Origin of the sequence: Rothia sp. HMSC061D12, from assembly GCF_001836735.1 — a bacterium.
Classification (GTDB): Bacteria; Actinomycetota; Actinomycetes; order Actinomycetales; family Micrococcaceae; genus Rothia.
Genome location: NZ_KV830310.1, coordinates 82,678 through 97,079, shown reverse-complemented (window position 1 = coordinate 97,079; position 14,402 = coordinate 82,678). Strand labels below are relative to the sequence as shown.

Sequence of the window (14,402 nt, the reverse complement as noted above, 5' to 3'; positions counted from 1 at the left end):
ATAACGGCCGTAGTCTTGACTCACCAAACCAACATTTGCCAACATGTTGTATTCACTCTCAGAAGAAGCACCCTTATACGTTATGCTCCCCTGGGCAATTGGTGTAATTCCAAGAATTGCATTTATTAGCGTTGTTTTTCCCGCGCCTGAGGCACCAACTACTGCAATCATTTGATTATTCATCAGCTCAAGATTAATATCTTTAAGCGCAAAAGACGACGCGCCCTCATACTGAACGGATACATCTTTGCATATAATTTTTGAAATATTTTCACGATTAGGGTTAGAAGTTTTTATCTCAGAGGCATGGTCGTAAGTATCAGAGTCGCATACCCTTCGGAATTGCTGAACAGATAATGCTCCATTAATAATCTGACCAAATGAATATCCCACCTCTTGGGTCGCGTTAACACAGGCAATAATTCCAATCAGCGATCCGGCCACATACGATATATCGGCTCCTGAATCCACAAGGAAGTACAGGGACGCAAAAAGTAAGACAGAGCAGAGTAGCCCTGCAACTATGGAGACAATTCCTCTAACACTTTCAAGGCTCAATTCCCTACCGACTGCCCGACGTCGCCAGGACGCTACGCGTTGCGAGAAAAATCGGGAGGCTCTCATGAGGTGAAGTTCTTGGGCTCGTCTCTGAGCCATCAGATTGTCTAGATAGTAGTTCTCTGCCCGATAATCCTCGTACATTAGGGTGTAGATAGCGTAATCACGTTTAGCGAGAATCACCATTGCAATGGCTAGGGGCAATGAACACAGTGCCGCAAAAATTGCTGCCACAATGCTGACGTTCGCGATATTAAGACAGAGAAGTAACACCATTGCGAAGGCACTCACCAGTGTCATAACTGACATGGTGTGAACCTGCAATTCCTGTTTCGATATTGCCTCTCTAGCAGCACGTATATCTTCCTGCGATTTTGTGCTACCTATATTAGACAACGGAAATGTAGATAACCTGTTATTTAACATGCAGTGAACCCGATAGTTCACCTTTGACTTGAGGATCAGCATGTTACTTATTACCCAACGTTGAGCAATAATATTAATTCCAACAACAATGGCAAGCACAACAATATAAATCCAGGCCGCGCCACCATTTGAACCGCTCAAGGCTGATACTGTATTACCAATCAGCAAGGACTGGCTCAGGGGAATGCAGGCTATGACGGCTAGTGATAGGGCGGCGCTCACTAGGGTCCCAGGACAGGTTTTCCAGGCTAGGCGGAAAGACCAGAGTATAGAAGAAAATAGATTTTTCATTCTCACCACGCTCACAAAGTCATATTGAATTCATCTTTAAGCATCAAAATAACTGAATTGATGGCTTCCCGTTGTGACAACTTATTACAATCCAAGTAGCCACACTGAACCCATGACTTTTCATAAGCTGCAGGATTATACCCATCAATAACATTTCCAACCTCCATCGATTGCTGGCCGGCACTGTCCCAGCAACTATACAATTTTCCAGAGGATGTCAAGACTACCCCTTCTGGCTGGTACCCTAATTCAGACCTTGGGGTTCGACATGTTGAACAATAGCCACTATGCCCAGGGCGAGATACTTTGAAACCTTTCTTCACTGCAACCCTATACGCATTAACATATTTATCAATATATTCATTCGACTCCTTAATAGAATCATGATACATATTTGTATTGTCAATAAGTGCGAAATAAATCGACATGTTATTAGGATGACCAAGATTTATATACAGGTCATCAAGAAGACTCTCTATAGAATTAACGCTTACACTAGTTACATTTATCCTAATGCTTACATAAAAGTCTTCTTGCAGAAGTAGACAAATCGAATCAACAATCTTTCGATAGCTACCCCACCCCGACTTGGTTTTTCTGTACATATTATGCACATCCTCAGAACCATCTAATGTAATCTGAATGGTGTAACAATCTATCATTTTCAAATACTTTATATTTTCTTCATTGATTAACACACCATTGGTTACCAGAAAACTCCCATTAATCGGCATAAACCCACTAAGGCATCGGTGAAACTCGAGAATATCTTTTATATACAAAAGGGGCTCGCCGCCCAAGTAAGTCACAGAAAATTCAGACTTTCTCATGTCTCTGGCATACCCAGCAAGAAAGCTAGCCATCTGCTCCGTGGTAATTGTCTTATTCCGTTTATTTTGGGGACGGAGTCCATTAGAATCTATCTGATAGCAATACGAGCAAGTCAAATTACATGCGAAACCTGGATGATACGTTACAGAAAGCGCCTCGTTAGAATCTTTCTTTAGTCGGCTCATGGATAATAGTCTATCCAGCACCCATGGACTCAAACACGTCCGACCATTAGCAGTAACTAACAAGCGAGGCACAATAAAATAATTGCCTTTATACTCCACGAGGGAAATCCGGTTTCCCCTTTTAGCCCACACCTGACCCATGACCGATAACTCCTTTGTATTTTGGTTGGAACCGTAGCCCTGCTTCCACCCATCAGACTAAACGCAACGGATGGAAGCAGGGGTAATTCACTTTCTACTGCGGCCTCTGTCCCGGACGCGGCATACGGCCACCGCAACGACCGCCGCCTGCCGGAACAATTTCAATACCGAACAGATCGCACATGAACTTAATCATGAGAACTCCTCGAAGAGTAGTTAATGAAGTACGGCTGTACTTCTGCCAGCTAACTTTACCCCTCAATGAAATTTAAAACACGCATATCCGCGCGTGTCCAAGAATATTATGCGAATGTCGCTACGGTAGCTCCAGACACCCAGGGGTCAGCCAGCAGCTCTACCCGCCTCCTGCTCCTGTAGAGGAGAAGAAGTCCCAGACACCCAGGGGTCAGCCGACAGCTCTACCCGCAACGCCCCCAGCACCCTTCGTCATAGTCAGTCATATTAAGTTCATATTTCTCCCCAATGTCATGTCCAGAAATATTAGGACATCAACCGCCGCATCCCTTGCACACCCTCGGAGGCAGTGGGTAGAGTGAAAGCGTTATCTATCAAGAGCGACCGAGAGATCTGGCTCGTAGACGTCGCAGCAACCTCGCCAGTATCCCCCACCGTCACGGTGCAGGGTACGGACAAGGTGCTCCCGCCAGAACCGATAGAGAAGAATACCCTTCGGCACCCCTTGATGAGTCGTACCCACAAACCGGTACAGCGCATCCTGCAGAAGAATTCACGCACCCTCCCGGTGCGTATCTATCGGGTGAACACGAAGGAAGGTTATGACGACAGTTCACCCGGCTCTTTCTTTTGAGCTATTCCCACCCCGCTCACACGCAAGCTGCGAGTCGCTACTCCACACCATTGCCGAGCTTGAGGGCACCAACCCCGACTACGTGTCAGTCACCTACGCCGGTGACGCGAAGCGCCGCCAGAAGACCCTGGCGCTGCTCGACCACCTGGTGCATGAAACCTCCCTCACCCCGCTGGCTCACCTGATTTGCGCAGGCCATTCAGTGCACGAGCTGGAGCGTGCAGTCCGCCTGATTCTGGGTCTGGGTGTGCGCGGTTTCCTGGCTCTTCGCGGTGATATTCAGGAAGGTCAGGTTTCTGAACTTCCTTTCGCCCGCTACCTGGTAGAGCTCATTCGCCGCGTGGAGCGTGAAGATTTCGCCCACCTGGCAGCTGGCAAGGTGTCGATTGGTGTGGCGGCATACCCGCAGAAGCACCCCGAGTCCGCATCCCTGCTGCAGGATATTGAGATTCTGCTGTCCAAGCAGCGTGCCGGCGCGGATTTCGCGATTACTCAGGTGTTCTTTGAGGATGAACGCTATAGCGCCCTGGTCGATTCGGCGCACCTGGCAGGCGTGGATATTCCGATTATTCCGGGCATCATGCCGGTAACCTCGCTGAAGCGCCTACAGAACCTCTGCCAGATGGCGGGCATGGAAGTCCCGACGGACCTCGCCTACGCCCTAGAGACGGCGACCAGCAACGCAGAGTTGCACCGCATCGGCGTGGATTACGCGCTGAACCAGTGCCGCGCCGTGATGGATGCGGGCGCACCGGGCCTGCACTTCTTCACCTTCAACGAGCATGCGGCGGTGCTGGACGTTCTGGACCAGCTGGACCTACCCCGATACAGCAACCGTTTCTCTCAGCCGCTGAGCGAACTGGAATACGCCTAACCCAACCCGTAACGCTCCTTGTCGGATGCGTTCCCATTGTCTCCCCCGCAAATATTCCGGGAGTTACAACCTCCGTTTCACCGCCCACCGCTGGGTGGCGAAATACCGGAACTGACTCCCCTATCTATCCCCAGTAAAGGAAAAAATTATTATGTCGAACACCGCATTCCCCGCCGCAACTATTGTTGGTTACCCCCGCGTGGGCCGCTTCCGTGAGCTGAAGAAGGCTCAGGAGGCTTTCTGGAAGGGCAAGGCCACCCTGCAGGAGCTGCAGGACACCGCCGCAGACGTGCAGCGCACCTACTTCGAGCGCGTGACCGCCGCCGGTCTGAAGGCTGACAACTACTCGATTCCGGCAACCTTCTCCTACTACGACCAGGTGCTCGACGTTGTTCGCCTGTTCACCCTGGTTCCCGAGCGTCTGGCTGAGGCTAAGGATGCACGCGGCCTGCTGGATCTGCCCGGCTACTTCGCACTGGCGCGCGGTACCGAGACCCTGCCTCCTCTGGAGATGACTAAGTGGTTCGACACCAACTACCACTACCTGGTGCCCGAGATTGGTGCCGGCACCGAGATTAAGCTGAACCTTGAGGCTATTGACGAGCAGCTCGAGGTAGCAAAGCAGGCTGGCGTGAAGGTTCGCCCGCAGATTGTTGGCCCGCTGACCCTGCTGCTGGGCGCTAAGGCTGAGCAGGGTTCCGCTGAGGACTTCTCCCCCGTTGACCGTCTGGATGAGTTCGTTGCCGCGTACGCTCAGGTGCTGGAGCAGCTGGCTGAGCGCGGTGTTGAGTGGGTTCAGCTGGACGAGCCGGGCCTGACCGTGGACCGTGCCGACAACGCAAAGGTTGCGCAGCTGGCTGAGCGCACCTACCGTGCCCTGGCTGCCGGCGAGAAGCGCCCGCAGATTCTGGTGACCAGCCCCTACGGTTCTCTGCGTGAGAACCTGCCGGCACTGCTGGGTACCGGTATTGAGGCTCTGCACCTTGACCTGGTGCACGGCGTGTACTCGAAGGCTGAGCTGGAGTCCGTTTCTGCCGCCGGCGTGCACCTGGTTGCCGGTGTTGTGAACGGCCGTAACGTGTGGCGTGCCGATGTTCGCGCGGCTCTGAAGACTCTGGAGGCGCTGCCCGGCGCATCCGAGGGTGCCGTGTCGGTGTCCTCCTCGACCTCCCTGCAGCACGTGCCGCACGACCTGGCTCTGGAAGACCCCGCCGAGGTTCCCGTGGACGGCCTGGCATTCGCCGACCAGAAGGTTGCCGAGATCGCCCTGCTGGCTCGTGGCCTGGCCGAGGGTGAGGCTGCTGTTGAGCCGGAGCTGAAGGCTGCTGACGAGGCGCTGGCTCGCTTCGCCGCCGACCCGCGCAAGCACAACGACGAGATTCGTGCCCGCGCCGCAGCTGTAACCGCCGAGGACTTCGACCGTCCGACCATTGACGTTCGCCGCGCGGCTCAGGCTGACCTGAACCTGCCGAAGCTGCCGACCACCACCATCGGTTCCTTCCCCCAGACTGCTGAGATTCGCCGCCACCGTGCGGAGGCTCGTGCGGGCAAGATTTCCGCTGAGGAGCTGAACGGCTTCCTGCGTGACGAGATTGCCTCGGTCATCAAGCTGCAGGAGGAGCTGGGCCTGGACGTGCTGGTTCACGGTGAGGCTGAGCGTAACGACATGGTTCAGTACTTCGCCGAGAACTTCGACGGTTTCGCAACCACCCGCCACGGCTGGGTTCAGTCCTACGGTTCGCGTTGCACCCGCCCCTCGATCCTGTTCGGTGACGTGAAGCGTCACGGCGAGGGTCTGCGCGGTGAGGCATTCACCGTGCCGTGGAGCTCCCACGCACAGTCACTGAGCGACAAGCCCGTCAAGGGCATGCTCACCGGCCCCGTGACGATTCTGGCGTGGTCCTTCGTGCGTGACGACCAGCCGCGCCGCGAGACCGCTAACCAGGTGGCTCTGGCTCTTGCCGACGAGATTGCCGACCTGGAGGAGGCAGGCATCCGCATCATTCAGGTGGACGAGCCGGCTCTGCGTGAGCTGCTGCCCCTGCGCCGCGATGAGCAGCCGCAGTACCTGGACTGGTCGGTGAACTCCTTCCGCCTGGCAACCAGCGCGGTGAAGGACTCCACCCAGATTCACACCCACCTGTGCTACTCGGAGTTCAACGAGATTATCGACTCGATTAACGCTCTGAACGCCGACGTGACCAGCATCGAGGCGGCTCGTTCGCACATGGAGCTGCTGGCTGACATTCCGGAGAGCTTCGTTTCCGGTCTGGGCCCGGGCGTGTGGGACATCCACTCCCCGCGTGTTCCTTCGCAGGATGAGATTGAGTCCCTGCTGAAGGCTGCGATTGGTTACGGCACCATTGCTGACCTGTGGGTGAACCCTGACTGTGGTCTGAAGACTCGTGATTACGAGGAGACCAAGCAGTCTCTGCGTCACCTGGTGGATGCCACCAAGGCGATTCGCGCATCCCTCTAGGAGGCGCCTCTTGGCTCCGCTGCCTGCTGCGGGTTGACCGGATGATGGTTTGCTCGCGGTAACCTGCGGCAGGTGGCGGCTGTTCGGCTTCGAGCCGGTATGCGTACCGACTGTATGCCGAGCTTTTGGGGATAGATAACGGGCCCGCCCGTACAGTTTTTCTTCTGCACTGTACGGGCGGGCTTTTCTGTGCTGTTTTAGGGCACCGATTTAGTGGTGTTTAAGTGGTTTTTATTTGAACTTAGGGTATAAATTACTCTAAATTTAAGTGTGGTCTGACCAAAACACATACTTACTCAACAGAGAAAGTATTTATATTCATTACACGGCTTGAGGCAATGTTGCCCAGTAGACAGACCTACATCACACAGATTGCGCACTTCCCCGTCATTCCAGGATAAAAACAGTATTTATAGAACAATCGCTCTGAATATCCGTTCACCCTTGTGAACAATCCGATGAAAATATGCCCATCGGATTAGCATTTTTATGAGAATTCGTTTTTAGAATTCCAGCATGACTACTACCACTTCATCAAAGAAGAAGAAGGGTTCTGTACCCCGCTGGCTCGCAATTCCGGCACCCAAGCCTCAACTGAGCGAGGCTGAAGTTAATGCAAAGTACCCGCGCATGCGTCTGCAGGTTTTCATGGGTATTTTCATCGGTTACGCGACCTTCTACCTGATTCGTAACAACGTCCCGCTGGTCACCCCGATTCTGACCAAGGAACTTGGCTTCAGCAACGCCGCAATTGGTGCGCTGTCCACCGCACTGCTGCTGGCTTACGGCTTCAGCAAGTTCTTCACCGCAATGATTTCTGACCGCTCGAATGCGCGTCTGTTCCTGCCCATCGGTCTGGTGCTCTCGGGTGTTGCCAACATCCTGCTGGCGCTGACCGGTTACATGGGTGAAGGCGCGGGCGCGGCGGGCTACGGTGCGGCTATCGCCTCCATCATGGCGACCATTATGGTCTTCAACGGCATCTTCCAGGGCATGGGTTGGCCTCCCTCGGGTCGTGTGCTCGTGAACTGGTTCTCCACCAGCGAGCGCGGTACTAAGGTTTCGTGGTGGAACACCGCCCACAACGTTGGTGGCGCGCTGTCCGGTCTGCTGGTTGCTTGGGGCTTCTCCATGTTCGGCAAGACCTGGGAAGTTGCGTTCTGGTTCCCGGCTGTTATCAGCTTCGTTCTGGCTTTCGTGGCGTGGCTGCTGATCCGTGACAACCCCGAGGCCGAGGGTCTGCCCACCGTTGACGTGTACCGCAACGACCCGCACAAGGTTGAGTCCACCGCTGAGGATCGTGCAGAGTCCACCTGGACCACCATCCGTAAGCACGTGCTGACCAACTCGACCATGGTGTACCTGGCTCTGGCGAACGTGTTCGTGTACACCCTGCGTTACGGCGTGCTGGTGTGGGCACCGAAGTACCTGCACGATGTGCGCCACGCTTCCCTTGAGGGTGGTATTGCGGGCTTCTCGATTCTGGAGCTTGCCGGTATTGGTGGCACCGTCCTGTGCGGTTACGTTTCTGACCGTATGTTCAAGGGTCGCCGCTCCCCCGCGGGTATCCTGTTCCTGCTTGCGACCGTTGGCGCAATCCTGCTGTACTGGCTGCCTTCTTCGGATGCACCCCTGTGGATTGCGTACGTTGCACTGGCTCTGATTGGTGGCCTGATTTACGGTCCGGTCATGCTGATTGGTCTGCAGGCTATTGACCTGTCCCCCTCGCACGTTGCGGGTACCGCTGCGGGCTTCACCGGCCTGTTCGGTTACGCGCTGGGTGCAACCCTGGCGTCTGCCGGTATCGGCATCATTGTTGACCACTGGGGTTGGGGCACCGCGTTCGTCTTCATGATTGTGTGCTCCGGTCTGGCTGTGCTGTTCCTGTGGCTGGTCAACGGTGCTGAGAAGCGCATGATGGCTGAGCGTGCACAGAAGCTGGCTGCGAAGGCTCAGGCTTAAGCGAATAGTGCTTCTTCTTTCCTGAACTAGAGATAAGTTCAGAGGGTAGATGTTAACCCGCCTGTACGGTTGTGTGACCGTGTGGGCGGGTTTTCTGCATCCTGGAGGAGGCTATGCGCCCTTTCTGCCGCCTAAAACGCCTCTGAGAAGCGCCTGTACCGGTGAGCCACCATCTGGTGCCGTGCCGGGCATCCTGTGGCTTGGGGGCGTAAGAACATAGAATGGAACCATGACTACTAACTCTGGAATCACTAAAGAATGGGTGGATGAAACCGTCAAGCCGGGCGACGATTTCTTCCGCCACGTCAACGGTAAGTGGCTGGCTACCCACGAAATCCCGGCGGACCGCCCCAAGGACGGCGGCCTGTACACCCTCCGCGATAACGCAGAGAAGCACGTGCGTGAGCTGGTGGAGAAGATTGCGAAGGAGCAGCCGGAGTCCCGCATTGGCGCGCTGTACAACTCCTTCATGGATGTTGAGAAGATTGAGGCAGACGGCCTGGAGCCGCTGCTGAAGGAAATCGCCCCGATTCTGAACTCGGCAACCCCCTCCCACCTTGCTGTGACCTTGGCGCTGCTGTCTCGTGCGGGTCTGCCGCAGCTGTTCGCTTGGTACACCAGCAACGACCCGAAGGACCCGAAGAATTACACGTTCTTCCTGTACCAGTCGGGTCTGGGTCTGCCGGATGAATCGTACTACCGTGAAGAGAAGCATGAGGCTGCGTGCGCGGCGTACGTTGAGCATATTGCCCGCATGTTTGAGCTGACCGGTCTGGCTGAGGGCTTCGGCCTGACCCCGGAGCAGGCGGCTCAGTTGGTGTTCACTCACGAGTCGGAGCTGGCTCGCCTGCACTGGAACGTCGTGGAGAACCGCGACGCTGAGGCGACCTACAACCCGTACCAGGCGACCGAGCTGGAGGAGAAGTTCCCCGGTTTCCCGTTCTCGCAGTGGCTGCTGGCGCTGGGCGCCGACCCGGAGACCCTGGGCCAGGTTATTGTGGGTCAGCCGTCCTTCTTTGAGGGTGCGGCGAAGCTGTTCACCTCCATCCCGCTGATGAGCTGGAAGCTGTGGGCTGTATGGACTGTTCTGCGTTCGCGTGCGCCGTTCATGTACGACGAACTGGTTCAGGAGAGCTTCAACTTCTACGGCAAGACCCTCTCCGGTACCCAGCAGATTCGTGAGCGCTGGAAGCGCGGCGTGGGTGCGGTTGAGAAGGCTCTGGGTGAGGAGATTGGCCAGGAGTACGTGGCTGTGCACTTCCCGCCCTCGCACAAGGAGAAGATGCTGGTTCTGGTCGGCAACCTCTTGGAGGCGTACCGCGAGTCTATTGAGTCGCTGGACTGGATGACTGAGGCAACCCGCCAGAAGGCGCTGGAGAAGCTGTCGAAGTTCGTCACCAAGATCGGTTACCCCGATAAGTGGCGTGACTTCTCCGCACTGGAGCTCGTGCCTGGCGACCTGTTCGAGAACCTGCGCCGTACCGGCGCGTTTGACGCTGACTGGCTGATTGCCCGTAAGGGTCAGCCGGTGGATAAGTCGGAGTGGCTGATGACTCCGCAGACCGTGAACGCGTACTACATGCCCCCGGCGAATGAGATTGTGTTCCCGGCAGCGATTCTGCAGCCGCCGTACTTCAACCCGGATGCCGACGATGCGGCGAACTACGGCAATATCGGCATGATTATTGGCCACGAGATTGGTCACGGTTTTGACGATCAGGGTTCCCGCTACGACGGTGACGGCAAGCTGGAGAGCTGGTGGACTGAGGAGGATTACGCGAAGTTCAAGGAGCGCACCTCCGCACTGGTGGAGCAGTACAACGCGTACGTTCCGGTGGGTCTGGATCCGAAGTTCCACGTGAATGGTGAGCTGACTCTGGGTGAGAACATTGGCGACCTGGCTGGCATGTCGATTGCGTTGAAGGCGTACCGTCTGGCTTTGAAGAAGCAGGGCATTGAGTCGCTGGCTGACGCGCCGGTGATTGACGGTATGACCGGTATTCAGCGTTTCTTCTTCTCGAATGCTCGCGGCTGGTGCACGAAGTCCCGCCCGCAGCATGCTGAGGTGATGATTTCGGTGGATCCGCACTCGCCGGATGAGTTCCGCGTGAACGGTGTGGTGCGCAATATTGATGAGTTCTATGAGGCGTTTGGTGTCTCTGAGGGCGATGCACTGTACTTGGCTCCGGAGGAGCGTGTGCGCATCTGGTAGCATCCCGATAAGGGTATATGCTTTATTGCGTATATAAGTGAGGCGCCCGCCTCGTGGCTTGAAAACCACGGGGCGGGCGCCTCTTTTCTAGAGAGCCGTGGACGCTACACGAAGGTAGGCGTCTACTGCTACTGTGCTGAGCGTTGCGTTAGATAATTTCTAGCGCAATGTCCATGTGCAGCGGCTCGGTTGCATCGATGTGGTACTGGCTGTGTACCGGCGAGCCCCACGAGTCGTCTCCACCAACGCCGAGCTGACCTGCCAGGATACGCAGGTAGGTGCGGTTGTTTTCGGGCAGCTCCCACTGGTAGGAAGCTTCCTCAATCTGGTAGGAGGAGTAGGGCAGGAGCGATACGTGCAGGCCCTCACCGGCAGTCTGCAACTGGCGGACACGGAAGCCGTGGTTGCTGTCGTTCGTCACTTCAGCCCAACGGACACCCATGTGGTTGCCGCTTTCCTGAGGTACCAGGTACGGTGCGTAGTCCTGCTCGGGGGTGCTTTCCCACACGCCCAGGCGGACGCCGCTGCAACGGTCGGGGTAGGCGTCACCGGGGCCGAGGCCGTAGTAACGCAGGTGCGAGAACTCGCCGGGCAGTGCCCATTCCAGACCGAATGCGGGCAGGGACGGTGCGTCCTTCTCGCCGGGGTAGTCGATGGTTACTCGCACGTTGCCGGTGCTCTGTGCTTCGTAGCGGACCGTAACAGCGGTGTGAGCGGGGGTTGCCAGCTCGTAGGTGTAGGTCACTGCCACGCTGTCATCGCTGGGCTGCTCGACAGCAACGTTAGCGCAACGGGCGTAGCGGCCTGCGACGGTCCACTGGGCGCGTTCGAAACCGTGTCCGGCGCCGCGGTCGTTGTCGGTCAGGGGCCTGAAGGTGGTGAGCTTCGGGGGGCGAATAACATGCTCGGTGCCGTTGTGTACCCAGGAGACGATGCCACCCTGAGTGCGGGACAGAATAACTTCAGCCTGGTTGTTGCGCAGACCGACGTTCCAGCGGCCGACGGTCACCGTCGCATCTGCTGCGCCTTCAGCGGTGTTTGCTTCAGCCTGCGATGCGGGGATGACGTACTGACCGAAGGCAATTTCGTGTCCTGCAGGAGCCCATGCGGCGTCTTCAGTGAGCACGAGGCTGACGTCCAGGGTTACTTCTGCGTTGTCGGTAGCGTATTCTTCCAGGGGCCAGGGAATTGCCAGCTCGTGGGTGGATTCCGGGGCTACGCCGAAGAAGTAGTCTTCCTGCCACTGAGGAACGCCGTTGACCAGCAGGCTAGCTTTGAAGGTGTAGTCTGCGGTGGAGGTGAAGAGGTTGTCGTTGACGACCGTCACGCCCTTCTGGTCGGGGGTGATGCGCAGGTTGGAGTACACTGCCTTCACTTCAGCGACCTTGGGGCTTACCTTGCGGTCGGCGAAGAGGATACCGTCACCGGAGAATTCGTAGTCGCAGGGGCGTTCGCCGAATGCGCCACCGTAGGCGAGGTATTCGGGGGCGCCTTCGCTCTCACCGGGGTGCCAGAGTGCCTGGTCAATCATGTCCCAGATGAAACCGCCCTGGTAGTGGGGGTAGCGTTCCAGTGCGACGTATTCGTCGATAGCGCCGACCGAGTTGCCCATTGCGTGCATGTATTCGCACATGATGAAGGGCTTCTCAGGGTTGTTCGACAGGTACTTTTCAACGACGTCAGCGTGGGTGTACATACCGGATTCGATGTCGGTGACGTCATCAAATTCGCGGTGCCAGGTGATGCCTTCGTAGTGTACGGGGCGGTTGGGGTCCAGTTCGTGGACTCGGCGGTACATGGAGCGGAATACTTCGCCGCCGTATGCTTCGTTACCGAGCGACCAGATTACTACGGAGGGGTGGTTGTAGTCGCGGCGCATCATGGATTCTACGCGGTCAACGCAGGCGCCTTCCCATTCCATGCGGGAGCCGGGGATTGTGGTCTCGGGGGTGGGAATGTCACCGGGGGTGCACCAGGAGCCGTGAGTTTCCAGGTTTGCTTCGTCAACCAGGTAGATACCGTATCCGTCGGCCAGGGCGTAGAAGCGTGAATCGTTGGGGTAGTGGCTGGTGCGGATAGCGTTGATGTTGTGCTGCTTGCAGAAGAGAATCTCTGAAGTCATGTCTTCAACGGTCAGGACGCGGCCGGTACGCGGGTGGAACTCGTGGCGGTTGACACCCTTGAAGAGGACTCGGTGACCGTTGAGGGTCATGATTCCGTTCTCGATGCGGAAGCGACGGAATCCGACGCGCTGGCTGGTGGATTCTACGGTCTTGCCGTCGTGGAGCAGATCCACCGTCAGAGTGTAGAGAGAGGGAGATTCAGCCGACCAGGGAGCGATACCTTCAAGGGCGTCGGAGGAGATGCGCACGGATGCGTCTTCGGCGGCGACGGTACCAGACCAGATGACCTGGGTGCCGTCAAGGACGCTAGCCTGCAGGGTGTACGCCTTGATTTCTTCACCATTGAGGGTGACGAGAGCGTCCAGGTGTGCTTCGCCGGTGGGTGCATCGTAGTCTGCTTCAACGGTGAGGGAGGCGATGCTGACTGCGGGGCGGGCTACCAGGTTCACAGCGCGGAAGAGGCCGTGGAAACGCCACGAGTCCTGGCCTTCCAGCCATGAAGCGCTCGAGTATTCGTAGCATGCGACGGTCAGGGTGTGGTTGCCTTCTGCGCCCTTGCTGACGATATCGGTGATGTCGAAGGAGGTGGTGGTGTAACCGTCTTCTGCGTAACCAACGAAGATGCCGTCGACCCACACGTAAATTGCGGTTGCGAAGCCTTCGAAGGCGAGCGTGATGCGGCCTGATTCGCTCAGCATCTTCTTGAGGTCGCCCTCCAGGGTGAAGTGCTTGCGGTAGAGGGCTACGTGGTTCTTCTCGGGGATGTGAGGAGCTTCGGGGTTTTCGTGGCCGTCCCAGGGCATCTGGATGTTGACGTAGGCGGGGCGCCAGAGTCCCTCAGTTTCCAGGGTGGCGGGGACGGGGATGCTCTGGTAGTCGCTTTCGTCGAGGGCGGGGGCGGCGAATTCTGCGGTGGTGACATCAATTTCTGAGGCCCATGCAGTGCGGACAGCCCACGTGCCGTTGAGGCTCTGCTGGGGGTTTGAGGAGTGATGGTCGGAGTGCGCTGCTTCCCTGTTGACAGCGTACACGGTGGGGTCATCAAGCCACGCTGCTGAGGGTGACTGGGAGGAGACTACGGGAGTCGTTTGTTCGGTGGAAGACATGTCTTCCTTCCTCTCGTATACATCTTTGTTTGGTCCCTTTAAGGATGCCGGAAGGCGTGATGATTGTTGCCTACATTCTGTTCATTCTTTTCCCGCAGAACTTGGCTCTGGTCTACGTGGCACTGGTCCTAATAGCCTCACCGCGCAGAACATTCAGACGTTCAACACGGCTGCTTTCTATGTGCCGCTGGCCATTATTGTGTGCTCGTTCCTCGCCTTCTTCTTCAAGGTTTCTATCTCTGAGAAGGAACACGCGAAGATTGTGAAGGAGCTTGAGGAGAAGCTTGCTTCTGCATAGGTAAAAGCAGGGTAGGTCCTTCACCGCATGAGAGAGGCGCCCGCCTCGTGGTTTTTAGCCACGGGGCGGGCGCCTTTTAGATGTAGA

At 56.5% G+C, this 14,402-nt stretch carries 8 protein-coding genes and 1 riboswitch; of the genes, 5 read left to right on the top strand and 3 right to left on the bottom strand.

Annotated features, from left to right (window positions below; genetic code table 11):
• Window positions 1-1,206, bottom strand: a 1,206-nt coding sequence (locus HMPREF2682_RS08410; RefSeq protein WP_246827298.1) for an ATP-binding cassette domain-containing protein, incomplete at its 3' end; no start/stop codon positions are given.
• A gap of 80 nt (window positions 1,207-1,286) precedes the next feature.
• Window positions 1,287-2,291 carry a radical SAM protein gene (locus HMPREF2682_RS09315; RefSeq protein ID WP_246827299.1) on the bottom strand — a complete coding sequence of 335 codons (1,005 nt, stop codon included), beginning with the start codon at window positions 2,289-2,291 and terminating at the stop codon, window positions 1,287-1,289.
• Between the two features lie 704 nt (window positions 2,292-2,995).
• A riboswitch (SAM riboswitch) is annotated at window positions 2,996-3,112 on the top strand.
• Between the two features lie 117 nt (window positions 3,113-3,229).
• Between HMPREF2682_RS09315 and HMPREF2682_RS08400 the strand changes: the two genes are divergently transcribed.
• The 4 genes from HMPREF2682_RS08400 to HMPREF2682_RS08385 all read left to right on the top strand — a co-directional run bounded on the left by HMPREF2682_RS08400 (window position 3,230) and on the right by HMPREF2682_RS08385 (window position 10,788).
• Window positions 3,230-4,135, top strand: a complete 906-nt coding sequence (locus HMPREF2682_RS08400; protein WP_049340837.1) for a methylenetetrahydrofolate reductase — start codon at window positions 3,230-3,232, stop codon at window positions 4,133-4,135.
• Window positions 4,136-4,286: 151 nt separating this feature from the next.
• Entirely contained in the window at window positions 4,287-6,614 is a 2,328-nt protein-coding gene (metE, locus tag HMPREF2682_RS08395; protein WP_070833216.1) for a 5-methyltetrahydropteroyltriglutamate--homocysteine S-methyltransferase, read from the top strand.
• Window positions 6,615-7,130: 516 nt separating this feature from the next.
• Entirely contained in the window at window positions 7,131-8,576 is a 1,446-nt protein-coding gene (locus HMPREF2682_RS08390; protein WP_070833213.1) for an MFS transporter, read from the top strand.
• A gap of 229 nt (window positions 8,577-8,805) precedes the next feature.
• A complete protein-coding gene (locus HMPREF2682_RS08385; RefSeq protein WP_070833210.1) occupies window positions 8,806-10,788 on the top strand; it encodes a M13 family metallopeptidase in 1,983 nt (660 codons plus the stop codon).
• A 148-nt stretch (window positions 10,789-10,936) separates the two neighbouring features.
• On the opposite strand, the gene HMPREF2682_RS08380 is transcribed toward HMPREF2682_RS08385, so the two are convergent.
• Complete coding sequence (locus HMPREF2682_RS08380; RefSeq protein ID WP_070833207.1) at window positions 10,937-14,017, bottom strand: beta-galactosidase, LacZ type; 3,081 nt, start codon at window positions 14,015-14,017, stop codon at window positions 10,937-10,939.
• On the opposite strand from HMPREF2682_RS08380, the gene HMPREF2682_RS08375 reads away from it, so the two are divergent.
• On the top strand, window positions 14,016-14,315 hold the full coding sequence (locus HMPREF2682_RS08375) for a hypothetical protein (protein WP_239663400.1): 300 nt from the start codon (window positions 14,016-14,018) through the stop codon (window positions 14,313-14,315). The two genes, HMPREF2682_RS08380 and HMPREF2682_RS08375, sit on opposite strands and share 2 nt — an antisense overlap.
• Window positions 14,316-14,402: the final 87 nt, after the last annotated feature.

Coding starts and splice junctions, on each gene's coding strand:
- HMPREF2682_RS09315 (WP_246827299.1), bottom strand. CDS start 2,291: ATGAGCCGACTAAAGAAAGATTCTAACGAGGCGCTTTCTGTAACGTAT.
- HMPREF2682_RS08400 (WP_049340837.1), top strand. CDS start 3,230: ATGACGACAGTTCACCCGGCTCTTTCTTTTGAGCTATTCCCACCCCGC.
- metE (WP_070833216.1), top strand. CDS start 4,287: ATGTCGAACACCGCATTCCCCGCCGCAACTATTGTTGGTTACCCCCGC.
- HMPREF2682_RS08390 (WP_070833213.1), top strand. CDS start 7,131: ATGACTACTACCACTTCATCAAAGAAGAAGAAGGGTTCTGTACCCCGC.
- HMPREF2682_RS08385 (WP_070833210.1), top strand. CDS start 8,806: ATGACTACTAACTCTGGAATCACTAAAGAATGGGTGGATGAAACCGTC.
- HMPREF2682_RS08375 (WP_239663400.1), top strand. CDS start 14,016: ATGTCTTCCTTCCTCTCGTATACATCTTTGTTTGGTCCCTTTAAGGAT.
- HMPREF2682_RS08380 (WP_070833207.1), bottom strand. CDS start 14,017: ATGTCTTCCACCGAACAAACGACTCCCGTAGTCTCCTCCCAGTCACCC.